The following is a 24,168-nucleotide window of genomic DNA, read 5'->3' on the forward strand; positions in this document are numbered from 1 at the left end:
ATGCTGTTTTCCGGCAAGGGCAAGCACCGTCGTTCGTCCAAGGCCACCCGTGCCATCGCCATGGCGGGTGTCGCCGGCGCCGCCGTCGCCGCCCCGCTGATGGCGGCCGGCACCGCCTCCGCCGCCACCGCCTCCGAGTGGGAGGCCGTCGCCCAGTGCGAGTCCGGCGGCAACTGGTCCATCAACACCGGCAACGGCTACTACGGCGGTCTGCAGTTCTCCGCCTCCACCTGGGCCGCTTACGGCGGCACGCAGTACGCGGCCACCGCCGACAAGGCCAGCAAGGCGCAGCAGATCGAGATCGCCGAGAAGGTCCTCGCGGGCCAGGGCAAGGGCGCCTGGCCGGTCTGCGGCAAGAACCTGTCCGGCGCCTCGTACGACGGCGGCTCCGCGGCGGCCGGCTCCTCGCAGGGCGCCGGTTCCACCGAGACCCGTCAGAGCGAGCCGCAGGCGGCCTCCCGCTCCGCCGAGCGCCCGGCCCAGAGCCAGCAGACTCAGCAGAGCCAGCCGACCCGGCAGAGCCAGAAGACCGTCACCACCCCGACCGGCAAGAAGGTCAAGAAGGGCGACGGCGAGTACAAGGTCGTCAAGGGCGACACCCTCAGCTCGATCGCCGCGGAGCGCGACGTCGAGGGCGGCTGGGCGAAGCTGTTCGAGCTGAACAAGGACATCGTCGAGGACGCCAACCTCATCTACCCGGGCCAGCAGCTGCACCTGAAGTAAGGCGCGGCCCCGGGCCCGCCCCCGTCCCCGCGGACTCCCCGCCCCGGTGCGCGTTCCCCGTGCGCGCCGGGGCGGAGTCGTGCGCGGGAACGGGCACACCCTTTTGTTCCGAGCGGAAACAATTTACCCTCTGTTCTGTCCGACAGATGGGTGACCGGCTGGCCGATTACCCGGAGCCGGTTAGGCTCGTCTCGCAGAGCCATCGCGGTCCTGCTCACCCGCGTCACATCCAAGAAGGAGATGCTCGTGCCGTCCATCGACGTCGTCGTAGCCCGGGAAATCCTGGACTCCCGAGGCAACCCCACGGTCGAGGTCGAGGTCGGCCTCGACGACGGCAGCACGGGTCGTGCCGCCGTCCCGTCCGGCGCCTCCACCGGCGCCTTCGAGGCCATCGAACTCCGCGACGGCGACTCCAACCGCTACCTGGGCAAGGGCGTGGAGAAGGCCGTCCTCGCCGTCATCGAGCAGATCGGCCCGGAGCTGGTCGGCTACGACGCCACCGAGCAGCGCCTGATCGACCAGGCCATGTTCGACCTGGACGCCACCGACAACAAGGGCTCCCTCGGCGCCAACGCCATCCTCGGCGTCTCCCTCGCCGTCGCCCACGCCGCCTCCGAGGCCAGCGACCTGCCCCTCTTCCGCTACCTGGGCGGCCCGAACGCGCACCTGCTGCCGGTGCCGATGATGAACATCCTGAACGGCGGCTCGCACGCCGACTCCAACGTGGACATCCAGGAGTTCATGATCGCCCCGATCGGCGCGGAGTCCTTCTCCGAGGCCCTGCGCTGGGGCGCCGAGGTCTACCACACCCTCAAGAAGGTCCTGAAGAGCAAGGGCCTGGCCACCGGCCTCGGCGACGAGGGCGGCTTCGCCCCGAACCTCGGCTCCAACCGCGAGGCCCTCGACCTCATCCTCGAGGCGATCAAGGAGGCCGGCTACACCCCCGGCGAGCAGATCGCCCTGGCGCTGGACGTGGCCGCCTCCGAGTTCTACAAGGACGGCGTGTACGTCTTCGAGGGCAAGGAGCGCTCGGCCGCGGAGATGACCGAGTACTACGCCGAGCTGGTCGAGGCGTACCCGCTGGTCTCCATCGAGGACCCGCTGTTCGAGGACGACTGGGAGGGCTGGAAGACCATCACCGCCCAGCTCGGCGACAAGGTCCAGCTCGTCGGCGACGACCTGTTCGTCACCAACCCCGAGCGCCTCGCCCGCGGCATCGAGGAGGGCGCCGCCAACGCCCTGCTGGTCAAGGTCAACCAGATCGGCTCCCTGACCGAGACCCTGGACGCCGTCGAGCTCGCCCAGCGCAACGGCTACAAGTGCATGATGTCCCACCGCTCCGGCGAGACCGAGGACGTCACCATCGCCGACCTGGCCGTCGCCACCAACTGCGGCCAGATCAAGACCGGCGCCCCGGCCCGCTCCGAGCGCGTCGCCAAGTACAACCAGCTGCTGCGCATCGAGGAGATCCTCGACGACGCCGCGGTGTACGCCGGCCGCAGCGCCTTCCCGCGCTTCAAGGGCTGACCCCACCGGGGTCACGGCCCAGCCAGTCGCACGTACGTCCCCGTACTCGGTCCCGTACCGTGTGCGGGGACGTACGCGCGTGTGAACGGGAGGCGGGGACATGGCCGTGAAGGACCGGGACCGGTTCTCCACCGCGACCAGGATCCGGCTGATCGGGGAGCAGACCGCGGCCCGGGTCTACCGCTCGCAGACCCGGCGCCAGGCCCGCCGCTCCCGGCTCACCGGCCGGGCCGCGCTGCTGGCCCTCGTCCTGTGCTCGCTGATCGTGGCCCTCGCCTACCCGATGCGGCAGTACGTCTCCCAGCGCGCCGAGATCGCCGACCTGGAGCGCCGGCAGGAGCAGGCCCGCCGGCGGGTCGAGCAACTGCGCGACCTCAAGGCACGCTGGCAGGACGACGCGTACGCCGAGCAGCAGATCCGGCAGCGGCTGCACTACGTCATGCCCGGGGAGACCGGCTACATCGTGATCGACCCGGGCGCGGCCAGGAAGTCGCGCGCCGACGCGGGGACGGCCGACCGTCCCTGGTACGCGAACGTCTGGGACGCGGTCGACAGGTCCGACGCCTCCGACCGGTGAATCCGCACAGCTCCATCCGGGAGCCCGCGTCCGCGGAGCTCCCGCGGCCCGTAGAGAAAGACAGGCATGGAAACGCCCCCGCCGACCACCCCGCGCACCGAGCCCACCGACGCGGACGTCGAGGCCTTCAAGCAGCAGCTCGGGCGGCCCCCGCGCGGGCTGCGCGCGATCGCGCACCGCTGCCCGTGCGGGCAGCCGGACGTCGTGGAGACGGCGCCGCGGCTGCCCGACGGCACGCCGTTCCCGACGCTGTACTACCTGACGTGCCCGAGGGCCTCCTCCGCGATCGGCACGCTGGAGGCCGACGGCGTGATGAAGGAGATGACCGAGCGCTTGGCGTCCGACCCGGAGCTGGCCGCCGCCTACCGCGCCGCGCACGAGGACTACATCCGCCGGCGCGACGAGATCGAGGAGCTGACGGGCTTCCCGAGTGCGGGCGGCATGCCGGACCGGGTCAAGTGCCTGCACGTCCTGGTCGCCCACTCGCTGGCGGCCGGACCCGGCGTGAACCCGCTGGGCGACGAGGCGCTCGCGATGCTGCCGGAGTGGTGGCGCAAGGGACCGTGCGTGACCACCGCGACCGGGGAGGACGCCGAATGACCCGCGTGGCCGCCGTCGACTGCGGTACGAATTCCATCCGGCTCCTCGTCGCCGACGTGCACCCCGGCACCGGCGAACTGGTCGAGCTGGACCGCCGGATGACCATCGTCCGCCTCGGCCAGGGCGTCGACCGCACCGGCCGCCTGGCCCCCGAGGCCCTGGAGCGGACCTTCGCGGCCTGCCGCGAGTACGCCGAGGCTGTCAAGGAGTACGGCGCGGAACGCGTGCGCTTCGTGGCCACCTCCGCCTCCCGGGACGCCGAGAACCGCGACGAGTTCGTGCGCGGGGTGCTCGGCATCCTGGGCGTCGAACCCGAGGTCGTCACCGGCGACCAGGAGGCCGAGTTCTCCTTCACGGGCGCCACCAGGGAGCTGACGGGACGGCAGGACCTGCACCGTCCGTTCCTGGTCGTGGACATCGGCGGCGGCTCGACCGAGTTCGTCGTCGGGGACGACCACGTGCGCGCGGCGCGCTCCGTCGACATCGGCTGCGTCCGCATGACCGAGCGGCACCTGGTCCGGGACGGAGTGGTGAGCGACCCGCCCACCGAGGAGCAGATCGCGGCGATGCGCGCCGACATCGAGGCGGCCCTCGACCTCGCCGAGCGGACGGTCCCGCTGCGCGAGGCCCGCACGCTGGTGGGCCTCGCCGGCTCGGTGACCACCGTCTCGGCGATCGCGCAGGACCTGCCCGAGTACGACTCGGCGGCCATCCACCACTCCCGCGTCCCGCGCGAGCGGGTCCGCGAGATCACCACCCGCCTGCTGCGCTCCACCCACGCCGAGCGCGCGGCCATCGGGTCGATGCACCCGGGCCGCGTGGACGTCATCGGCGCGGGCGCCCTGATCCTGCTGGCGATCATGGAGCGGATCGGCGCGGAGGAGGTCGTGGTGAGCGAGCACGACATCCTCGACGGGATAGCTCACTACGCGGCGAGCGAGGCGCGCTGAGGGGCGGTGCCCGGCTGTGGTGGTGTCGGGCGGGGCGTCACAGGTTTCGGTAGACGTCCCGCCGGTCGCCCACCTTGACGACGAGGACGACGAGTTCACCGTCGTTGATCTGGTAGGCGACCCGGTAGCTTCCGACCCGGAGCCGGTAGAGCCCCGACGGTCCGGTGAGTTTCTTGACGTCGGCGTCCTGGCGGTACGGGTCGTCACCGAGCGCGGTCAGCGCGGTCAGGATGCGCATGGCATCGGGCCGGCTGATGGCCCGCAGTTGCCGCTGTGCCGCCGCAGTGAACCGGAAGGCGTACTTCACGCCGCCTCGCCGTCCCGCTCGGTGAACAGGTCCGCCAGCAGTTCGGCCATCGTCACCGTGGCGCCGCCCTCGGCCAGGACCGCTTCGGCTTCACGCGCCAACATCACGTCGGCCGCCTCCTCCAACGCTTCGAAGTCCGAGATCGGCACCACGGCGGCCACCGGAGTGCCATTGCGCGTGATGACGGTGGGGACGCCTTCCTCAGCCCGGTTGATGTGGTCGGCGAGGTGCGCGCGGGCTTCCCGTACGGTCACGGTGTTCTCAGTCATGAAGCCAGTGTACGCGTTCACGTGTACACATGGCATCCGCCGGGAGTCGCGTTCGTGGGTGACCCTCGACGGCATCGCCTGGTCCGTCGTCCGAGGCGGCCGGCGGCGTCCTCGCCCCGGCCCGCGCACCCGGGTCTCCCCGCCGGCCCCGCGCACCCGGGTCTCCCCGCCGGCCCCGCGGGCCGGGCCGGGGCTCGCCCCGCCCGTCTCCCGGGGCGCCCAGAGGGTTCCCTCCGCCCCCCGGCCGGGCGCCCGGGACGACGGATGAGCAGGAGCGGGGGCGTGTCGCGGGGGTCTTGGCGACAGGTCGCCGGGAAAGTTCGTGAAGTTCTTCACAAGGAATTCGGCCCGGGCGGGGTGCGAAAAGCCGCCCGTTGACCCTTCTGGGGGTACAACACCCCCTTGAACACGTTCAGAAGGGGCTTCGGTGAGGGTCCAGGCGGAGCCGCGCGGGCGGCCGGACGAAGGCCCTCACGAGCGGCCGGGAAGGCCGGAGAGGCTGCTCACGAGGCATTGACAACGGTCCGCCGTACACCACCGGTTCCCGTTCGTCACCATGACCTCCGTCACGTGAGCGCGGGAGTGTAACACAGCCCTTGGCGGAGCTTGTGAAGGGGCGCACGAGCCACCCCCCTGGGGCGGGTGGATACTCGATGCCATGAGCACCACGGAGCGTCCCAGGATCCTCGTAGTAGGCGGTGGGTACGTAGGCCTGTACGCAGCTCGGCGCATCCTGAAGAAGATGCGCTACGGAGAGGCGACCGTCACGGTCGTCGACCCCCGGTCGTACATGACCTACCAGCCCTTCCTCCCCGAAGCCGCCGCCGGCAGCATCTCCCCGCGTCACGTCGTCGTCCCGCTGCGACGCGTGCTCCCCAAGGCGGAGGTCCTCACCGGCCGGGTCACCACCATCGACCAGGACCGCAAGGTCGCCACGGTCGCCCCCCTGGTCGGCGAGGCGTACGAGCTGCCCTTCGACTACCTGGTCGTCGCGATGGGCGCGGTCTCCCGCACCTTCCCGATCCCCGGCCTCGCCGAGCAGGGCATCGGCATGAAGGGCATCGAGGAGGCCATCGGCCTGCGCAACCACGTCCTCGAGCAGCTCGACAAGGCCGACTCCACGCAGGACGAGGAGATCCGCCGCAAGGCGCTCACCTTCGTCTTCGTCGGCGGTGGCTTCGCCGGCGCGGAGACCATCGGCGAGGTCGAGGACATGGCCCGCGACGCGGCCAAGTACTACAAGAACGTGTCCCGCGAGGACATGCGCTTCATCCTCGTCGACGCCGCCGACAAGATCCTGCCCGAGGTCGGTCCCAAGCTCGGCAAGTACGGCAAGGAGCACCTCGAGGGCCGCGGCGTCGAGGTCTACCTCTCCACCTCCATGGAGTCCTGCGTCGACGGCCACGTGGTGCTGAAGAACGGCCTCGAGGTCGACTCCGACACGATCGTCTGGACGGCGGGCGTCAAGCCGAACCCGGCCCTGTCCCGTTTCGGCCTCCCGCTCGGCCCCCGCGGTCACATCGACTGCGAGCCCACCCTCCAGGTCAAGGGCACGGACTACATCTGGGCCGCCGGCGACAACGCCCAGGTGCCCGACCTCGCCGCCCGCAAGGCCGGCGTGGAGAACGCCTGGTGCCCGCCGAACGCGCAGCACGCCCTGCGCCAGGCGAAGGTCCTCGGCGACAACGTGGTCTCCGGCATGCGGGGCTTCCCGCAGAAGGAGTACAGCCACGCCAACAAGGGCGCCGTGGCGGGCCTCGGCCTGCACAAGGGCGTCGCGATGATCGTCCTCGGCAAGAAGACGAAGATCAAGCTCAAGGGCCGCCTCGCCTGGTACATGCACCGTGGCTACCACGGCCTGGCGATGCCGACCTGGAACCGCAAGATCCGCGTCTTCGCCGACTGGACGCTCGGCATGTTCCTCAAGCGCGAGGTCGTGTCCCTGGGCGCCATCGAGTCCCCGCGCGAGGAGTTCTACGAGGCCGCGAAGCCGGCCCCGGTGGCCGCCGCGCCGAAGGAGAAGACCGAGGAGAAGGCCAAGGCCTCCTGACCCCAGGTCAGCCCCCCTCCTTTCCGAAGGGGCCGCCCGCCATCCGTGGTGCGGGCGGCCCCTTCGGCGTTCCGCCGTCCCCGGCGCGGGGACCGGGCCGGGCGCCGGCACGACCGGGTCCGGGCCGTGCGGGGCGCTCGCGCGACGCGGGGACCTTTTGCCCGGACATGACGCGTGCCGGGACTGCGTCCGGCCCTCCGAGGTGTTTACGTAGGCGTCGGACATTCGGGATCACCTGTCACGGAGGTGGTGCACCATGCCAGACGCCGCGTCGCGGCTGACGGGCCTCGCAGAACAGTTGCTGGGAGCCCCGCTCCCGATGCGCATCCGCGCCTGGGACGGTTCGGTGGCGGGTCCGCCGGACGCGCCGGCCCTGGTGGTGCGCGACCGCCGCGCCCTGCGCCGCCTGCTGTTCAAACCCGGCGAACTGGGCCTCGCCCGCGCCTGGGTCGCCGGCGAGCTCGACGTCGACGGGGACCTCTACACCGCTCTCGACCTGCTCACCGGCCTGGTCTGGGAGCGCGGCGAGGACGCCCGCACCCTCGCCCAGGCCCTGCGCGAACCGGAGTTCCGGGCCGCCGTGCGCGGACTCGTCCGGCTCGCCGGCCCGCCGCTGCCGCCCGCCCCGCCCCGCGAGGAGGCCCGCCGGCCCCGCCGCCGCCTGCACACCAGGCACAGCGACCGACGCGCCATCAGCCACCACTACGACGTCGGCAACGACTTCTACGAGATCGTGCTCGGCCCCTCCATGGTGTACTCCTGCGCCTACTGGCCGGCCCCGGACAGCACCCTCGAAGAAGCCCAGCGCGACAAGCTGGAACTCGTCTGCCGCAAGCTCGGCCTGAGCCCCGGTCAGCGGCTGCTCGACGTCGGCTGCGGCTGGGGCTCCATGGCCGTCCACGCCGCCCGCGAGCACGGCGTGGACGTCGTCGGCATCACCCTCTCCCAGGAGCAGGCCGCCTACGCCCGCAAGCGCGTCGCCGACGAAGGGCTCACCGACCGGGTGGAGATCCGCGTCCAGGACTACCGGGACGTCCGCGACGGGCCGTACGACGCCATCTCCTCCATCGGCATGGCCGAGCACGTCGGCGCCGACCGCTACCTGGACTACGCCCGCGACCTCCACCTCCTCCTCAGGCCCGGCGGCCGGCTCCTCAACCACCAGATCGCCCGCCGCCCGCAGCGCGACGAGTCGGCGTACGACGTCAACGCGTTCATCGACGCCTACGTCTTCCCCGACGGCGAGCTCCAGCCCGTCGGCACCACCGTCACGCTGCTGGAGCGCGCCGGTTTCGAGGTGCGCGACGTGGAGTCGATCCGCGAGCACTACGCGCTCACCCTGCGCCGCTGGGTGGCCAACCTGGAGGCCGGCTGGGGGCGGGCCGCGCAGCTCGCCGGCCCCGGCCGGGCCCGCGTCTGGCGCCTGTACATGGCGGCCTCCGCCCTGGCCTTCGAACGCAACCGCATCGGCGTCAACCAGGTCCTGGCCGTCAAAACCCCCGAGTCCGGCACCTCGGGCATGCCGCTGCGCTCCCGCACCTGGAACCGGCGGCCCTGACGGTCCCGGCGGCACGGACCGCGGGAGAACGGGAGAACGGGAGAACAGGAAGACAGGAAAGGGCCCCGCTTCCCTCGGGAAGCGGGGCCCGTCGCCGTGTTCCTACTCCGCCTTGATGGCCTGCAGCATGTTCAGCCGCGCCGCCCGCCGGGCCGGCCACAGCGCCGCGAGGACGCCGACGACCGCGGCGAGCAGCAGGAACAGGCCCATCCGGCCCCAGGGCAGGACCAGTTCGTAGGTCGCCATCCGGGTGCCCAGCAGCTCGCCGGCCGCCCAGCCGAAGAACACGCCCAGGCCGATGCCCAGCACCCCGCCGAAGAGGGAGATCACCAGGGACTCCAGGCGGACCATCCGCTTGACGCCCCTGCGGTCCAGGCCGATCGCGCGGAGCATGCCGATCTCCTGGGAGCGTTCGAAGACGGACATGGCCAGGGTGTTGATGACGCCGAGGACCGCGACGATCACCGCCATGGCGAGCAGGCCGTAGACCATGTTCAGCATCAGCGTGAACATCTGCGCGATCTCGTCGGAGATGTCCTCCTTGTCCTGGACCTTGATCGCCGGGTTGGTGCCGAGGGCCTTCTCCAGCCGGTCCTTCGCCGCCCCGGAGGCGCCGTCCGACGTCTTCACCATGACCTGCATGTCGGCCGGGTCCGACTCGTGCGGGGCGAGGGTCGCGGTGTCGATCATGATGCCGCGGATCATCTCGTTGCCCCGGTAGACCCCGGCGACCGTCAGCCTCTGCTTCTCGCCGTCCTCGTAGGCGACGGTGAAGCTCGAACCGGCCTTCCAGCCGTGTGCCTCGGCGGTGTCGGTGTCGGCGACCACCCGCGCGCCGCCGACCTCGAACGAGCCGTCGTCGACCTCGAGGTCGGTCAGCTCGCCGATCGTGGCGCCGTCGACGCCGGTCAGGTACTCGGTGTCGCCGTCGATGCGGGAGGGCGCGTTGCGCAGCGGGCTGGTGGCGGTGACGCCGTCGGTCCGGCTCAGCTTCCTCTCGACGTCGGGCGACAGCTCGTTGCCGTTGGCCATGAAGACCACGTAGTCGGCCTGGATCGCGGCCGCCGCCATCTTGTCGATGGACTTCTGCAGGCTGCCCGCCATCACCGTCATGCCGGTGATGAGGGTGAGCCCGATCATCAGCGCGGAGGCGGTGGCGGCCGTGCGGCGCGGGTTGCGCACCGAGTTCTGCCGGGCCAGCCTGCCCGCGGTGCCGAAGGCGCGCAGGACCGGCGCCGCGGCCGCGACCAGCGGGCGGGACAGCAGCGGGGTCAGGATGAACACGCCGATGATCAGCAGCACCGCGCCGAGACCCATGGGGGCCTGCCCGTCGGAGCCGTCCATGGTCGTGGCCGCCAGCACCACCGCGACGCCCGCGGCCGAGCACAGCGCGCCCAGCGTGTTGCGCAGCACCAGCGACTTGGCCGTGGCCTGGGCGTGCACGCTGCTCATCGCCGCCACCGGCGGGATCTTCGCGGCCCGGCGGCCGGGCAGCCACGCCGCCAGCATGGTCACCAGGACGCCGACCGCGAAGGCGGCGCCGACCGTGCCCGGGGTGACGACCAGCGGCCCGTCGGGCACGGTCTCCCCGAGCGACTCCAGCAGCGAGCGCAGCCCTGCCCCGATGCCGACGCCGGCCAGCAGCCCGGTCACGGCGGCGGCCGCGCCGACCACGAACGCCTCGATCAGCACCGACCGCGTCACCTGCCGGCGCGAGGCGCCGACCGCGCGCAGCAGCGCCAGCTCCCTGGTGCGCTGGGCGACCAGCATGGTGAAGGTGTTGGCGATGATGAACGTGCCGACGAACAGCGCGATGCCGGCGAAGACCAGCAGTCCCTGGCGCAGACCGCTCATCGACCGGGTGATCGCCTCCGCCTGGTCGTCGGCGAGCCGCTCGCCGGTGGTGGTCTCCGCGAGGCCCTTCGGCAGCGCCTTGTCCAGCTCGGCCTTGAGCGCGGCCTGCGTCACGCCCGGCTTCGCCTCGACGGCGATCTCGTCGTACACGCCCCGCTTGCCGAACAGCTGCTGGGCGGTCGCCGTGTCGAACAGGGCGAGGCTGCCGCCGGCGGCGACATTGCCGTCGTCGGTGATGAAGATGCCGGTGATCTCCGGGGTGAGCACCGGGCCGTCGACCGACAGGCGCACGGTGTCGCCGACCTCGTACCCGGTGCGCCGGGCGGTCTCGGAGTCGATGAGGATCTCGTCCCGGCCCTTCGGGGCGCGGCCGCCGACCAGCGGGTAGCGGGGGTCCTTAGCACCCCAGTAGTTGCCGCCCTGCGACTGGAAGCCGTCGCCGATCAGCTTGCCGTCCTTGTCGGCCATGGCGGTGAAGCCGGTGACGATCCCGATGGCGCGCGCGGCCCCCGGCACCCGGGCGCTCTCGTCGAGCACCGCCCGGTCCAGCTCGTTGAGCCTGCCGACCTCGTCGCCCCGGGCGTCCCGGTACTTCGGGCGGACGGCGACGTCGACCTGGTCGAAGCCCTTGGCGGAGCTCTTCCGGTAGGCGTCGGAGATCGTGTTGGTGAAGACCAGGGTCCCGGACACGAAGGCCACGCCGAGCATCACGGCGAGCACGGTCATCAGGAGCCGGGCCTTGTGCGCGAGCACGTTGCGCAAGGCGGTACGGAACATGGGTGTCGTAAGTCCAGACGTACGTGGGGGCGGCGGGGGGTGAGGGGGCGTCAGCTGGTGCGGCCCCGTGCGTCGAACCGCTTCATGCGGTCGAGCACCGAGTCCGCCGTCGGACGGTTCATCTCGTCCACGATCCGGCCGTCCGCGAGGAAGACGACCCGGTCCGCGTAGGCCGCCGCCACCGGGTCGTGGGTCACCATCACCACCGTCTGGCCCAGCTCGCGCACGGAGTTGCGCAGGAAGCCCAGCACCTCGGCGCCGGAGCGCGAGTCGAGGTTCCCGGTGGGCTCGTCGCCGAAGATGATCTCCGGCTTGGAGGCCAGCGCCCGGGCCACGGCCACGCGCTGCTGCTGGCCGCCGGAGAGCTGGGAGGGCCGGTGGCCGAGCCGGTCCGCGAGACCGACCATCCCGATCACCGAGTCCAGCCACTGCCGGTCCGGCTTGCGTCCCGCGATGTCCATCGGGAGGGTGATGTTCTCCAGGGCCGTCAGCGTCGGCAGCAGGTTGAACGCCTGGAAGATGAAGCCGATCTTGTCCCGGCGCAACTTGGTGAGCTGCTTGTCCTTCAGGGAGCCCAGTTCGGTGTCGCCGATGCGCACGGAACCGGAGGAGAAGGTGTCCAGCCCGGCCACGCAGTGCATCAGCGTGGACTTGCCGGAGCCGGAGGGGCCCATGATCGCGGTGAACTCGGCCTGCCGGAAGTCGACGCAGACCCGGTCCAGGGCGACCACCTGGGTCTCGCCCTGTCCGTAGATCTTCGACAGGTCCGTGGCGCGCGCGGCCACGGCGGTGGTCCGGTCGGCGGTGGGTGCGGTGGTCACGGGAGGGCGCTCCTGTCGGGACGACGGTTCACGGGTTGGTGTGATCCATCGTCCCGGCCGTGTCCCGCCGTGTAGTCAGCCGTTGTTCCGGTTCCCGGGGCCGACTTCGGGGGGACCGGGCGCGCCCGTGTCATACCTGGGGATGACGGGCGCCCCTGAGGGCGGGTGATGTCGAGAACAGGTGGAGTGCCCTTGTTCGGGCGGTGAAATTCCGTCATTCCGCATGCGCGGCCGACCGCCGCGCGGAGGGCTACTGGCAAGTGCGGATGGCTTGTTCCGTGTGCTGACGCACCCTCAGACCTCAATAAAATAAGACAACATCGGTCCGCCCGAACGCTGTTGGGAGGAAGCGTCCCGATAGGCTCGGAACCTCGATGCGGAGCCCATGGCCTGCCCGGATGGTGGAATGCAGACACGGCGAGCTTAAACCTCGCTGCCCCTTCGCGGGCGTGCCGGTTCGAGTCCGGCTCCGGGCACCTCCCGCTTCCGTTCCCCTCGGTGTCGCACCGTTTCCCCGCTTCTTCCCCTTCTTTCGCTTCTTCCGCTTCTTCCCCGTTTCCTCGGTCGAGGACCCCGCGGCACATCCGTTGACAGTGGCCGTACGGCGCCGGAAACTCACAGTCGAAAGCAGTGAAGTAAATTTCACTGCACGAACAAAGGGGGAGCGACCGATGCGCACCACCGTCGGCATCATCGGAGCCGGCCCCGCCGGGCTCCTCCTCGCCCGGCTGCTCCACAACGCCGGCATCGACTCGGTCGTCCTGGAGAGCCGCGACCGCGCCTACGTCGAGCGCCGCCAGCGCGCCGGGATCCTGGAGCAGGGCACGGCGGACGCGCTGCGCGCCGCCGGCGCCGGGGAGCGCATGGACCGCGAGGGACTGCGCCACGACGGCATCGAGCTGCGCTTCGCCGCACGGCGCCACCGCGTCGACCTCCCCGCCCTCACCGGCGGCCGGTCCGTGACCGTCTACGCCCAGACCGAGGTCTGCAAGGACCTCATCGCCCTCCGGACCGAGGAAGGCGGCCCGCTGCTGTTCGAGGCCGAGGCGCTGGCCGTCGAGGGCGCCGACACCGACCGGCCGCGCATCCGCTTCCGGCACCAGGGCACCGAGGACGTCCTGGAGTGCGACTACGCCGTCGGCTGCGACGGCTTCCGGGGCGTGGCCCGCAGGGCCGTCCCCGCCCGTCTCGCCCGCGTCTTCGAACGCACCTACCCCTTCGCCTGGCTCGGCGTCCTCGCCGACGTGCCGCCCTCGCACGACGAGCTCGTCTACGCCCGCCACGACCGCGGCTTCGCCCTGCTCTCCATGCGCCCGCCCGCCACCCGCCACCGCCCTTCCGGGCAGGCCGCTCCGCCCCCCGCCGGCTCCTTCGTCTCGCGCCTCTACCTCCAGGTGCCCGAGGGCACCGACGCCGGGGAGTGGGGCGAGGAGGAGATCTGGGACGAGCTGGAGCGCCGCTTCGAGACCGCCGACGACTGGACCCTGAAGCGCGGCCCCCTCATCCAGAAGTCGGTCACCCCCATGCGCTCCTTCGTCCACGAGCCCATGCGCCACGGCCGCCTCTTCCTCGCCGGCGACGCCGCGCACATCGTGCCGCCCACCGGGGCCAAGGGGCTGAACCTGGCCGTCGGGGACGCCGTCACCCTCGCCCGGGCCCTCGCCCACGAGAAGCGGACCGGATCGCCGGAGCTGCTGGACGCCTACTCCGGGAGCTGCCTGCGCCGGGTCTGGCAGGCCGAGCGGTTCTCGTACGACATGACGACGCTGCTGCACCGCGCCCCGGACGCCACCGGCTTCGAGGACCGCATCCAGCTCGCCCGCCTGGAGCGGATCGTCTCCTCCCGCGCGGCCGAGACCGATCTCGCCGAGTGCTACACCGGCTTCCCGTTCGGGTGACGGCGGGGCCGCCGGTCACCGGCCGGTCCCGGGCGTGTACCGGGACGGTCATGGCGGATGTCCGCCGGTGAGGGGAATCACGCAGCGGCGTAGCGTGTTGCGCAGCATGACGAGGGAAAGATCCTCCCCAAGCACTAGGGTCAATCCTTTGCCTACCTATTACTCTTGAGCCAAGGCCATGCTGTGTGGCCATGGAGGAGTGAAATGAGGAGCAGAAACCCGGTCTTCTCGCGACGGGGGTTCAGCCGCGACAACGGCTACGCGGGCTTCAACACCGCGCCGCAGGCCGGGGGTCCCGCTGTCGCCACGCAGGGCAACCCGTACGCCCAGCCGGCCGGCAACCCGTACGCGCAGAACCCCTACGCCCAGCAGGACCTGCAGTACGGCGCGCCGCCGCAGGCCCCGGCCACCGCCGGCCGGATGACCATCGACGACGTCGTGGTGCGCACCGCGAGCACGCTCGGCGTGCTCGTCCTCACGGCCGCGCTCTCCTGGGCTCTGCTGCCGATCGACGACGCCAGCATCGGCCGCAGCTACGGCATCGGCATCGGTGCCGCGCTGATCGGCATGGTGCTGGCCTTCGTGCAGTCCTTCAAGCGCAAGGCCTCCCCGGCGCTGATCCTGACGTACGCGGCGTTCGAGGGCGTCTTCCTCGGCGTCGTCTCCAACATCGTCGACAACCGCATCGCCGACGGTGCGGCCATGCAGGCCGTGATCGGCACCATGGCGGTCTTCGCCGGTGTGCTGGTCGCCTACAAGGCGGGCTGGATCCGCGTCAACCGCCGCTTCTACGGCTTCGTCATGGCGGCCGCGCTCGGCTTCATCCTGCTGATGACCGTGAACCTGCTGTTCGCGGTGTTCGGCGGCGGCGACGGCCTCGGCTTCCGCAGCGGCGCCCTCGGTGTCGTCTTCGGCGTCATCGGCGTGATCCTCGGCGCCTGCTTCCTCGCCCTGGACTTCAAGCAGGTCGAGGACGGTGTCGCCTACGGCGCTCCGCGCGAGGAGGCCTGGCTGGCGGCCTTCGGCCTCACGCTGACGCTGGTGTGGATCTACCTCGAGTTCCTCAGGCTCATCTCGATCCTCAACAGCAACGACTAGCGGCGGGCGGCCGGCCGTCCCGCCGGCGCGCCCGGCCCACGTGAAAGGGCCCCGGATCCTTCCGGGGCCCTTCGTCGTCGTCCGGGCCGTGCGCGCGTCCGGGCGGTGCGCACCCGGACGGTGGTGCGCGCCTAGAGCAGTTTGCGCGCGGCCCTCCTCAGGTCGTACTCGTGGATGATCGCCTTGGCGTGGCCGTAGGCGAGATTGTGCTCGTGACGGAGCCAGCTGACCCTCTCCTCGAAGCGGAGGGCGGGGCCTTCCTCGACGGTGCGCAGCCAGTCGGTGATGGCACGACCGGTGCAGTGGGGGATGCGGGCGAGCAGGTTGCGGTGGGTCTCCTCGGAGAAGACTTGGGACATCGGCGCCTCCGGACGTATGGGGTGTAAGCCGGTCCTTCAGGTCACCGTGCCCGAGTCTTCGCGCGTTGGCAACAGTCCCGGTGCGGTGCGTAGGCTCGCCGCGTGCTTGATACGACGCCTCTCATCCGCGCAGTGGAGCATTTCGCCGACCGCCTGAGGGCCGCGCCGCAGAGCCGGCTGCAGCGGGGCGCCGCCGCCGAGGCCCTGCAGCTGGCCAGGGAACTGGCGCGGTGGTCCCAGCGGATCGAGGACCCCGGGCGGGAGCCGCGGGAGATGCCGGACGCCGGGATGTTCGCCGCGGCCGACCAGGTCACCGTCGCCGGGCACGACCTGGCGCTGGTGCTGGGGAACTCGGACGACGAGGCGGGGCTGGCCCGGGCCGTGGAGCTGGTGGAGGAGGCGCAGAAGCGGGCGGGCGTCTGAGGGCGGGGCGCGGCGGGCGGCCCGTGCGCCCTCCCCGCGGCCCCGTGCCGCTCGGGGCGGCGGGCGCCCCCTACCGGGACGCGACGACCCTGTCGGCCAGGACGTACACGTTCTCCTCGCCGCACGCGAAGGTCAGGGTGTACGCCCCCGAGACCCCCGAACCGCCCAGCAGCACCGGGGTCCGGCCGGCGCGCACCGCGGCGGCCAGGCGCTCCGCCGTCTCGCGGTGGCCCGGCGTCATGCACAGGGTCGTGCCGTCGGCGAAGACGTAGACGTCGAGGGTGCCCAGCGGGCCGGGGCGGACGTCGGTCAGCTCGACGCGGGAGGCGGCCAGCTGCTCCAGGGTGGCGGCCGTGCGCTCGTGGTCGTTCACGGCCGGGGACGAGGCCGGCGCGAAATCCGGGTGCGAGGGGTGGCGGCGGCGGGCCGCGGCCAGCTCCGGGGACTCGCTGGGGGCGCCTTCCTGCACCAGGTCCTTGGAGGAGAGGCCGTCGGCGTCCGCGCCCGGCTCGGCGACCGGCTCCAGGCCCGCGAAATCGGCCGGCCGCGGCAGGAACAGCTCGACGTCCACCTGGCCCAGCAGGGAGGGTGCGTCGGAGGCGTCACGGGCCTCCTGGGCGGCCCAGAACGCCCGCGCCTCGGCCAGCTCCCGCTCCCGCTCCTCGGCGAGCGCCTCGGCCACGGCGGCCCGTATCTCGTGGGCGTCGGCGGTGGTGCGGGCGGCGGGGAGGTGGGCACGGGTGGCGGCGGCACGGCTGCGCGCCAGCTCCGTGTGGAGCGCCGCGACCTGGCGGCGCAGCACCATGAGCGTGCGCAGGACGGCGACCCCCACGGCGCCCGTGGCGGCCGTGGTGACCAGCAAGGCGATCGGCAAGGCGCTCACTGACGTACTCCCGGTTCAAAGTCGACCCCGACTTCCTACATCAGCTTGAAGGGCGGACTAACCCGCTGTCAGTGCGTAACGTCACGAATCGGACAGCCCGCTCAGGGTGGGCGCAGGGGGCGCACGGCTCTGACCTGCGCGATCCACAGGGCGAGGGAGATAGGTCACATCCTGGGGGCGATTGAGTCACAAAACGGCCCGGAACCCTGGCGTTTCCGGGGTTCCGGGCCCAAGCTTCACCGTCGGTGCCGCGACGGCTACCGTCCGGCTGCGGCCGGAGCGCTCAGCTGAGGCGCTCGATGACCATGGCCATGCCCTGGCCGCCGCCGACGCACATCGTCTCCAGGCCGAACTGCTTGTCGTGGTACTGGAGCGAGTTGATCAGCGTGGTGGTGATGCGGGCGCCGGTCATGCCGAAGGGGTGGCCGACGGCGATGGCGCCACCGTTGACGTTGAGCTTCTCCAGCGGGATGCCCAGGTCGCGGTAGGACGGGATGACCTGCGCCGCGAACGCCTCGTTGATCTCGACCAGGTCGATGTCGTCGATGGTCAGACCGGCCCGCCGCAGCGCCTGCCGGGAGGCGTCGACCGGGCCCAGGCCCATGATCTCGGGGGACAGGCCCGAGACACCGGTGGAGACGATCCGGGCGAGCGGGGTGAGGCCGAGCTCGCGGGCCTTGGTGTCGCTCATGATGACGAGCGCGGCGGCGCCGTCGTTGAGCGGGCAGCAGTTGCCGGCGGTGACCAGGCCGTCGGGGCGGAAGACCGGCTTGAGGCCGGCGACGCCCTCCATGGTGACGCCGGGGCGCGGGCCGTCGTCCTTGGAGACCACCGTGCCGTCGGGGAGGGTCACCGGGGTGATCTCCCGCTCCCAGAAGCCGTTCTTGATGGCCTCCTCGGCCAGGTTCTGCGAGCGGACGCCGAACTCGTCCATCTCCTGGCGGGTGACGCCCTTCCAGCGGGCCAGGTTCTCGGCGGTCTGGCCCATGGCGATGTACGGGTCGGGCAGCAGGCCGTCCTCGCGCGGGTCGTGCCAGGTGGTGCCCTCCTGCTGGGCGACCTGCGCGGTACGGGCCTCGGCCTCGGCGAACAGCGGGTTGTGCGTGTCCGGGAGGCTGTCGGAGTTGCCCTTGGCGTAGCGGGAGACCGTCTCGACGCCCGCCGAGATGAAGACGTCGCCCTCGCCGGCCTTGATGGCGTGCAGGGCCATGCGGGAGGTCTGCAGCGAGGAGGAGCAGTAGCGGGTGACGGTGCAGCCGGGGAGGTGGTCCATCCCCATCTGCACGGCGACGATGCGGCCGAGGTTGTTGCCCTGCTCGCCGCCGGGCAGGCCGCAGCCGAGCATCAGGTCGTCGATGTCCTTCGGGTCCAGTTCGGGGACCTTGGCGAGGGCCGCCTGGATGATGGTGGCGGTCAGGTCGTCCGGGCGCAGGTCCTTCAGGGAGCCCTTGAAGGCGCGGCCGATGGGGGAGCGGGCGGCAGAGACGATCACGGCTTCGGGCATCACGGCTCCAGGGCATACCGGGTGGTCGGGCAGGGCTGATTGGAAGTTACCCGTACGTACGGGCCGGGTCACGGGTGGTGGGGTGTGACCCTGGCCGCAGTTTTCTAAGCGCTTGCTTTTTCCCTGTCCGTGGTGGACCCGCCGGCTCCCGGCACGGCGCCGGGCACCCGGCGGCGCCGCCCGGGTACCCCTCGCCGGGCCCTTCAGGCCGACGGCGCGGCGGGCTCCGGCTCCGGCAGCCGGCGCCGCCTGCGGCGCTTGAGGAGGGCCCACGGCCCCCGCGGCCCGGTCGGCATCGCCGCCGTGACCTCCGTGCCGGCCTCCCGCGCGGCCTCGGCCGCCGCCCTGGCCACCGGCAGGAAGCCCTCGCGGCGGGAGGCGTCCGGGCGCTCCTCCTCCGCCGGCCACAGGCCGAGGGCGGCGCACACCGTCGGCAGGATCGCCATCGCCGCGGTCGCGTAGCCCTCGGCGGAGGGGTGGTAGCTGTCGGGGCCGAACAGCTCGCGCGGATTCGCCGCGAACTCGGGGCCCAGCAGGTCGCCCAGCGACACCGTGCGGCCGCCCTGCTCGACGGCGCCGATCGTCTGGGCGGCGGCCAGCTGGCGGGAGGCCCGCCTGGCCAGCCAGCGCAGCGGCTGTTGCACCGGCTCGAGCGTGCCCAGGTCGGGGCAGGTGCCGACGACCACCTCCGCGCCGGCCGTACGCAGCCGCCGTACCGCCGAGGACAGGTGCCGCACCGAGCGGGTCGGCGGCATGCGGTGGGTGACGTCGTTGGCGCCGACCATGATCACGCAGATGTCGGGTACGCGGGAGGGGTCCGCGAGCGCCAGCGCCACCTGACGGTCCAGGTCGTCGGAGCGCGCCCCGGGCAGCGCGACCGAACGCAGCTCCACCGGCCGCTCCGCGATCGCCGCGACCCCCGAGGCCAGCAGCGCCCCCGGCGTCTGCCCGGCCCGGTGCACCCCCTGGCCCGCGGCCGTAGAGTCGCCCAGCATGGCCAGCCTCAGGGGCGGCTCACCGGGCACGGCGTAGCCACGGCCGTACAGCCCTTGCGCGTTCGGTACGTGCGGAGACGTGTTGACCCCCACCCGGCGCCGCGCCAGATGCGCCTCGGCCAGCAGCAGCCCCGCGGCGGCCGCACCGGCCAGGCCGATCCCCCCGCCGCCGTACGCCGCGCCGGCCGCGATCCGCCGGGCCACCCTCGCCCTCGACATGCTCGTCATGCGTCGCCGCCACCTCCTCGAACCCCTACACCCAGTGCTTGCCCCGTACAGGGCGTCGCCCAATCGCAACGCACGGTGAACGACCGTCACGGGTCACCGGCGGGGCGGGACCCGTCCGGGCGGACCACGGGAACCCGGCGACAGGGCCTAGGCTGGCGGAACCACTACGACCACATCTTTTGCAGCATCCGGAGACAACGGTGCAATTCCACGACTCGATGATCAGCCTCGTCGGCAACACCCCGCTGGTGCGGCTCAACAGCGTGACCCAGGGCATCAGGGCGACCGTCCTGGCCAAGGTGGAGTACTTCAACCCCGGCGGCTCCGTGAAGGACCGCATCGCCCTGCGCATGATCGAGGCTGCCGAGCGCAGCGGCGAGCTGCGGCCGGGCGGCACGATCGTCGAGCCGACCAGTGGGAACACCGGAGTGGGACTGGCCATCGTGGCGCAGCAGAAGGGGTACAAGTGCATCTTCGTGTGCCCCGACAAGGTGTCCACGGACAAGATCAACGTGCTGCGCGCGTACGGGGCCGAGGTGGTCGTGTGCCCGACGGCGGTGGCCCCGGAGCACCCCGACTCGTACTACAACGTCTCCGACCGGCTGGTGCGCGAGACGCCGGGCGCGTGGAAGCCCGACCAGTACTCCAACCCGAACAACCCGCTGTCGCACTACCACTCCACGGGTCCCGAGCTGTGGGAGCAGACCGAGGGGCGGATCACCCACTTCGTGGCCGGCGTCGGCACCGGCGGCACCATCTCCGGGACCGGGCGCTACCTGAAGGAGGTCAGCGAGGGCCGGGTGCGGGTCGTCGGCGCCGACCCCGAGGGGTCCGTCTACTCCGGCGGATCCGGGCGGCCGTACCTCGTCGAGGGCGTCGGTGAGGACTTCTGGCCCTCCGCCTACGACCGCACGGTCGCGGACGAGATCGTCGCCGTGTCCGACAAGGACTCCTTCCAGATGACCCGGCGCCTGGCCAAGGAGGAGGGCCTGCTGGTCGGCGGCTCCTGCGGCATGGCGGTCGTGGCGGCGCTGCGGGTCGCCGAGCGGCTCGGTCCCGACGACGTCGTGGTGGTGCTGCTGCCGGACAGCGGGCGCGGCTACCTCAGCAAGATCTTCAACGACGAGTGGATGGCCGACTACGGCTTCCTGGAGGACGAGGGCCCCAGCGCCCGCGTCGGCGACGTGCTCGACGACAAGGAGGACGGCATGCCCTCCCTCGTCCACATGCACCCGGAGGAGACGGTCGGCCAGGCCATCGAGGTGCTGCGCGAGTACGGCGTCTCCCAGATGCCGGTCGTCAAGCCCGGCGCCGGCCACCCGGACGTGATGGCCGCCGAGGTCGTCGGCTCGGTGGTGGAACGGGAGCTGCTGGACGCGCTGTTCAGCAAGAAGGCCTCCCTCGACGACCCGCTGGAGAAGCACATGTCCGCGCCGCTGCCGCAGGTCGGCTCCGGTGAGCCGGTCGCGGACCTGATGGCGGTGCTGGGCAGGGCGGACGCGGCGATCGTCCTCGTCGAGGGCAAGCCGACCGGCGTGGTCAGCCGGCAGGACCTGCTGGCCTTCCTCGCCAAGACGGGGAAGTGACGGCGAGTTCGCGGTGGACCGCCGGTGTCCGCGGTGAACGCGCGGCGTACGTGATCTTCGGGCACTCCGCGGAAGTGGTACGAGCGCGTCACGTCCGCGCAGCACCGGCTTAACACGCGTCCGGCAGATTGGTGGGTGCCGGCAGGGGCGGGAGCGGCTCCCCGCCCGGGCCGGCGCCGAACGGCGTCACAGGACCTCCGGAGCGGCTCCCGGACCTCCACGGACGCCACGGACGCGCAAGCCCGGCCTGACCCGGCCCGCGTCCCCCGCGGGGACCGCCGTCGTCCCGCCCCCCGGCAACGGGGGTGCGGCGGTCCCCGCGCACCTCTTCGCGCGGCCCCCGGTGGCCGCTTCGCCGGGCGGGACGGCCGTCCGCGCGGTGCCCCGCGCCCCGCGTCCCCCGACGCGCGGTCCCCTCAGGCGCGTTCCGCGGCGCCGGGGACGGCCGAGGCCCAACTGCCCAGCAGGGCCAGTCGTTCCGCCGTCTCCGAGCCCGGTTCCGGGGTGTAGACGACGATCGTCTGCTCCGGCGCCGCCGGGACCGTGAGGGTCTCGTAGGGGAGGGTGAACAGGCCCGCGACCGGGTGCCGGACGCGCTTCACGCCGTACTCGCAGGGCCTGACCAGGTGATCGGCCCACAGGCGGCGGAAGTCCTCGCTGCGCCGGGAGAGTTCGCCGACCAGTGCGCCCAGGGCGGGGTCGTCGGGGTGGTGGCCCGCGTTCATGCGGAGGTGGGCGACCGTCTGGGCGGCGATCGCGGGCCAGTCGGCATACAGGTCGCGCGCGGCGGGGTCGAGGAAGACGCGGCGCGGGAGGCTGCGGCCGCCGGGGGCGGCCGTGCCGCCGAGGCCGACCACCGCGTCGGCGAGGGCGTTCCAGGCCAGCACGTCCATGCGGTGGTCCAGGACGTACGCCGGGTTGCGGTCCATGCCCTCCAGCAGCAGCCGGACGCCCGGACGGACCCCGGAGGCGGCCGGACCGCGGGAGGCGGCCCGGCGGTGCGGGCGGGCGATCGCGCGCAGGTACGCGCGCTCCGCGTCGTCCAGCCGCAGCACGCGCGCGACCGCGTCCAGCACGGCGTCCGAGACTCCCCCGGACCCCGTCCGGGAGGCACTCCCGGGACCGCGGCCCTGTTCGAGCCGCACGTAGTAGTCGACGCTCACCCCGGCCAGCAGCGCCACCTCCTCGCGGCGCAGGCCGGGCACCCGGCGGCGGCCGTAGGAGGGCAGCCCCACCTCCTCCGGCCGGATGCGGGCGCGGCGCGAGCGCAGGAAGTTCCCCAGTTCCCCGTTCATGGACGCGAGCCTAAAGGAGCGGCGGCCCGCGAACCTGGTACCGGCAGACCCAGGAAGAACGCATCCCTGGGTGCGGCGGCCGACGGCGCCGAGGGTGGTGGGCGAGGCCGGGGAGACGCCCCGGCGAACCTGTAGGGAGCACTCGATGCCGTACGAGAACCTGGCCGGCCGCACCGCCGTCGTCACCGGAGCCGCGAGCGGGATCGGGGAGGCCGTCGCCGTGCTGCTGGCGGCACGCGGAGCCCGGGTGGCGCTGCTGGCCCGGCGCGGTGAGCGGCTGTCGGCGGTCGCCGAGAAGATCCGCGCCGGGGACGGGCAGGCGCTGGCCGTCGTCACGGACGTCACCGACGACGCGTCCGTGGCGGCCGCCGCCGACCGGATCCACGCGGCGTACGGACCCGTCGACCTGGTCGTCAACTGCGCCGGGGTCATGCTGCCCCACCCGGTCGACGCCGGCCGCGCCGACGAGTGGCAGCGGATGCTCGACACCAACGTCGCCGGTGTGCTGCGGGTCGTCGGCGCCTTCGGCGGCGACCTGGTGGAGGCGGCGGCGGACGGCCGTACGGCGGACATCGTGAACATCTCGTCCGTCGCCGCGCACCTGGTGTTCCCGAACTACGCCGTCTACGGCGCGACCAAGGCGGCGGTCACCCACCTGTCGCAGTCCCTGCGCAGCGAGTTCGGGCCGCGGGACGTGCGGGTCACCAACATCGAGCCGGGGTTCGTCGAGAGCGAGCTGCGCTCGCACATCGGCGACGCGGAGCTGGCGCGGCAGGTGCAGGACATGCTGGACGCGGTGGGCGCGCTGTCCGCCGAGGAACTCGCCGACCTGGTGGCGTACGCGACGAGCCGGCCGCGCCGGGTCAACCTGCGGCAGATCGTCGCGCTGCCGACGCGGCAGGTGTGAACGGCCGGCGCTCAGACGTCCCAGTCGCCGTCCCGGGAGGAGCGGCGCCGGAAGAGGTGGGGGTGGGTCCGGGCAGCCTGGACCACGTTGACGCCGACGATGCCGGCCCAGGCGGCGAGCAGACCGGGCAGGTCGGCGACGCCCCCGCCGATCGCCGACAGCGGGACCGCCAGGACGAGGGAGACGATCCCGAAGCCGAAGCGCTCGCCCCAGGTGTCCGTCGCCCGCGGCGCGCGCGAGTCCCGGGCCACCGTCATCTGCTGCTCGGCGAGCTGCCGGCGCACCCGGCGCTCGACCGCGCCGTCGATGCGCTGCTCCACCTTCTCCAGGAACGAGTCGACCAGCGCGGACTCGTACTCCTCGCCCAGTTCCCCGCGGGCCCGCAAGGTGGCGTCGAGTTCCTTCTTCAGCTCGGTGTCCCGCGCTTCCATTCCGGTCATGCGACCACGGTAGGGAGCGGGAGGGAGCCGCCGCACTGGGGATATCCCCCCTGTCCACCGGGGGTCTGCCCGGCGTACGGGGTGAGGGCCGCCGCTGAAAATGAGAGGTGACAAGGTCTCTGACCTGCGCACTATCACTTTTACGGACGTCGAAGTAGCGCGAGTTCGGGTCACTGAAAATGAGAGGGGGCTGACCAGCGCTTATCGATGAGCGGTAGCGGTGATCTCTGCACGCGGCGATAGGCCCCCAGCGGTCCCAGAGCCTCTCGGCCTTGCTCCGAGGGCTGTCGAAACGTCGCCTCCAGCGTGCCGAGCCAGTCACGTCCACCAGCGCGGTGAGCGCACCGGGAGAGAAATTGGTGAGGGGTTGTCAGCAGGGGGGCGGTAACCTCAGATTTGGCTCAAATGAGGACCCCGACGGCGTCGAGGTCGACGGGCACCGGCGGGGGGGTGCCTCTATGTCTTTCGTCAAGCGACGCGAGGGCTCCTCGGTTCGTAGAAGGTTCCGTCGCGGAGCATGGCGAAGAGGACGCTGGTGC

Annotated in this window: 22 protein-coding genes and 1 tRNA gene; 13 read left to right on the forward strand and 10 right to left on the reverse strand. The window is 72.2% G+C overall.

Annotated features, from left to right (window positions below; all coding sequences use genetic code 11):
- The 5 genes from AB0L29_RS04940 (at position 1) to AB0L29_RS04960 (ending at position 4,377) form a co-directional block, all read left to right on the forward strand.
- Positions 1–723, forward strand: coding sequence for a transglycosylase family protein (locus AB0L29_RS04940; protein ID WP_365823369.1), 723 nt, complete (start codon positions 1–3; stop codon positions 721–723).
- Positions 724–969: 246 nt separating this feature from the next.
- Positions 970–2,250 (forward strand): phosphopyruvate hydratase, encoded by a 1,281-nt coding sequence (gene eno, locus AB0L29_RS04945; protein WP_365823372.1) that lies wholly within the window; start codon positions 970–972, stop codon positions 2,248–2,250.
- A gap of 100 nt (positions 2,251–2,350) precedes the next feature.
- The gene (locus AB0L29_RS04950; RefSeq protein WP_365823374.1) at positions 2,351–2,827 is read left to right on the forward strand and encodes a septum formation initiator family protein; all 477 of its coding nucleotides are present in this window, start codon (positions 2,351–2,353) and stop codon (positions 2,825–2,827) included.
- Positions 2,828–2,893: 66 nt separating this feature from the next.
- Positions 2,894–3,427: a DUF501 domain-containing protein gene (locus AB0L29_RS04955; protein WP_365823376.1), complete on the forward strand. Its 534-nt coding sequence runs from the start codon at positions 2,894–2,896 to the stop codon at positions 3,425–3,427.
- Positions 3,424–4,377 (forward strand): Ppx/GppA phosphatase family protein, encoded by a 954-nt coding sequence (locus tag AB0L29_RS04960; RefSeq protein WP_365823378.1) that lies wholly within the window; start codon positions 3,424–3,426, stop codon positions 4,375–4,377. Before AB0L29_RS04955 ends, AB0L29_RS04960 begins: the two co-directional genes overlap by 4 nt.
- 37 nt (positions 4,378–4,414) lie before the next feature.
- On the opposite strand, the gene AB0L29_RS04965 is transcribed toward AB0L29_RS04960, so the two are convergent.
- Positions 4,415–4,684 carry a type II toxin-antitoxin system RelE/ParE family toxin gene (locus AB0L29_RS04965; protein ID WP_062774287.1) on the reverse strand — a complete coding sequence of 90 codons (270 nt, stop codon included), beginning with the start codon at positions 4,682–4,684 and terminating at the stop codon, positions 4,415–4,417.
- Complete coding sequence (locus tag AB0L29_RS04970; RefSeq protein WP_365823380.1) at positions 4,681–4,953, reverse strand: type II toxin-antitoxin system Phd/YefM family antitoxin; 273 nt, start codon at positions 4,951–4,953, stop codon at positions 4,681–4,683. Before AB0L29_RS04970 ends, AB0L29_RS04965 begins: the two co-directional genes overlap by 4 nt.
- Before the next feature lie 658 nt (positions 4,954–5,611).
- Here AB0L29_RS04970 and AB0L29_RS04975 point away from each other — a divergent pair.
- Both AB0L29_RS04975 and AB0L29_RS04980 read left to right on the forward strand, forming a co-directional pair.
- Positions 5,612–7,003, forward strand: a complete 1,392-nt coding sequence (locus AB0L29_RS04975; RefSeq protein WP_365823382.1) for an NAD(P)/FAD-dependent oxidoreductase — start codon at positions 5,612–5,614, stop codon at positions 7,001–7,003.
- A gap of 256 nt (positions 7,004–7,259) precedes the next feature.
- Positions 7,260–8,561: a cyclopropane-fatty-acyl-phospholipid synthase family protein gene (locus AB0L29_RS04980; RefSeq protein WP_365823384.1), complete on the forward strand. Its 1,302-nt coding sequence runs from the start codon at positions 7,260–7,262 to the stop codon at positions 8,559–8,561.
- Between the two features lie 102 nt (positions 8,562–8,663).
- Here AB0L29_RS04980 and AB0L29_RS04985 read toward each other — a convergent pair whose 3' ends face one another.
- Positions 8,664–11,192 (reverse strand): ABC transporter permease, encoded by a 2,529-nt coding sequence (locus AB0L29_RS04985; protein WP_365823386.1) that lies wholly within the window; start codon positions 11,190–11,192, stop codon positions 8,664–8,666.
- Between the two features lie 50 nt (positions 11,193–11,242).
- A complete protein-coding gene (locus AB0L29_RS04990) occupies positions 11,243–12,013 on the reverse strand; it encodes an ABC transporter ATP-binding protein (protein ID WP_365823388.1) in 771 nt (256 codons plus the stop codon).
- Between the two features lie 392 nt (positions 12,014–12,405).
- On the opposite strand from AB0L29_RS04990, the gene AB0L29_RS04995 reads away from it, so the two are divergent.
- From AB0L29_RS04995 to AB0L29_RS05005, 3 genes are all read left to right on the forward strand, one after another.
- Positions 12,406–12,489, forward strand: a tRNA-Leu gene (locus AB0L29_RS04995).
- Positions 12,490–12,684: 195 nt separating this feature from the next.
- Positions 12,685–13,911, forward strand: a complete 1,227-nt coding sequence (locus tag AB0L29_RS05000) for a 4-hydroxybenzoate 3-monooxygenase (protein WP_365823390.1) — start codon at positions 12,685–12,687, stop codon at positions 13,909–13,911.
- A gap of 204 nt (positions 13,912–14,115) precedes the next feature.
- Positions 14,116–15,009 (forward strand): Bax inhibitor-1/YccA family protein, encoded by an 894-nt coding sequence (locus tag AB0L29_RS05005; RefSeq protein WP_365823392.1) that lies wholly within the window; start codon positions 14,116–14,118, stop codon positions 15,007–15,009.
- 131 nt (positions 15,010–15,140) lie between these two features.
- Here the strand turns inward: AB0L29_RS05005 and AB0L29_RS05010 are convergent, their stop codons facing one another.
- Entirely contained in the window at positions 15,141–15,368 is a 228-nt protein-coding gene (locus AB0L29_RS05010) for a DUF4287 domain-containing protein (RefSeq protein ID WP_365823394.1), read from the reverse strand.
- Between the two features lie 102 nt (positions 15,369–15,470).
- Here AB0L29_RS05010 and AB0L29_RS05015 point away from each other — a divergent pair, with 102 nt between their 5' ends.
- Positions 15,471–15,791, forward strand: a complete 321-nt coding sequence (locus AB0L29_RS05015; protein WP_365823396.1) for a hypothetical protein — start codon at positions 15,471–15,473, stop codon at positions 15,789–15,791.
- A 70-nt stretch (positions 15,792–15,861) separates the two neighbouring features.
- Here the strand turns inward: AB0L29_RS05015 and AB0L29_RS05020 are convergent, their stop codons facing one another.
- The 3 genes from AB0L29_RS05020 to AB0L29_RS05030 form a co-directional block, all read right to left on the reverse strand.
- Positions 15,862–16,674 carry a hypothetical protein gene (locus AB0L29_RS05020; protein WP_365823398.1) on the reverse strand — a complete coding sequence of 271 codons (813 nt, stop codon included), beginning with the start codon at positions 16,672–16,674 and terminating at the stop codon, positions 15,862–15,864.
- 283 nt (positions 16,675–16,957) lie between these two features.
- Positions 16,958–18,178, reverse strand: a complete 1,221-nt coding sequence (locus tag AB0L29_RS05025) for an acetyl-CoA C-acetyltransferase (protein WP_365823400.1) — start codon at positions 18,176–18,178, stop codon at positions 16,958–16,960.
- A 203-nt stretch (positions 18,179–18,381) separates the two neighbouring features.
- Positions 18,382–19,401, reverse strand: coding sequence for an SGNH/GDSL hydrolase family protein (locus AB0L29_RS05030; RefSeq protein WP_365823402.1), 1,020 nt, complete (start codon positions 19,399–19,401; stop codon positions 18,382–18,384).
- Between the two features lie 200 nt (positions 19,402–19,601).
- On the opposite strand from AB0L29_RS05030, the gene AB0L29_RS05035 reads away from it, so the two are divergent.
- Entirely contained in the window at positions 19,602–20,987 is a 1,386-nt protein-coding gene (locus tag AB0L29_RS05035) for a cystathionine beta-synthase (protein WP_365823404.1), read from the forward strand.
- A 416-nt stretch (positions 20,988–21,403) separates the two neighbouring features.
- Here the strand turns inward: AB0L29_RS05035 and AB0L29_RS05040 are convergent, their stop codons facing one another.
- On the reverse strand, positions 21,404–22,282 hold the full coding sequence (locus AB0L29_RS05040) for a helix-turn-helix transcriptional regulator (protein WP_365823406.1): 879 nt from the start codon (positions 22,280–22,282) through the stop codon (positions 21,404–21,406).
- 145 nt (positions 22,283–22,427) lie between these two features.
- Here AB0L29_RS05040 and AB0L29_RS05045 point away from each other — a divergent pair, with 145 nt between their 5' ends.
- Positions 22,428–23,189, forward strand: a complete 762-nt coding sequence (locus AB0L29_RS05045; protein WP_365823408.1) for an SDR family oxidoreductase — start codon at positions 22,428–22,430, stop codon at positions 23,187–23,189.
- An 11-nt stretch (positions 23,190–23,200) separates the two neighbouring features.
- On the opposite strand, the gene AB0L29_RS05050 is transcribed toward AB0L29_RS05045, so the two are convergent.
- Positions 23,201–23,620, reverse strand: coding sequence for a hypothetical protein (locus tag AB0L29_RS05050; protein WP_365823449.1), 420 nt, complete (start codon positions 23,618–23,620; stop codon positions 23,201–23,203).
- Positions 23,621–24,168 lie beyond the last annotated feature (548 nt).

The organism is Streptomyces sp. NPDC052701, assembly GCF_040678355.1.
Classification (GTDB): Bacteria; Actinomycetota; Actinomycetes; order Streptomycetales; family Streptomycetaceae; genus Streptomyces.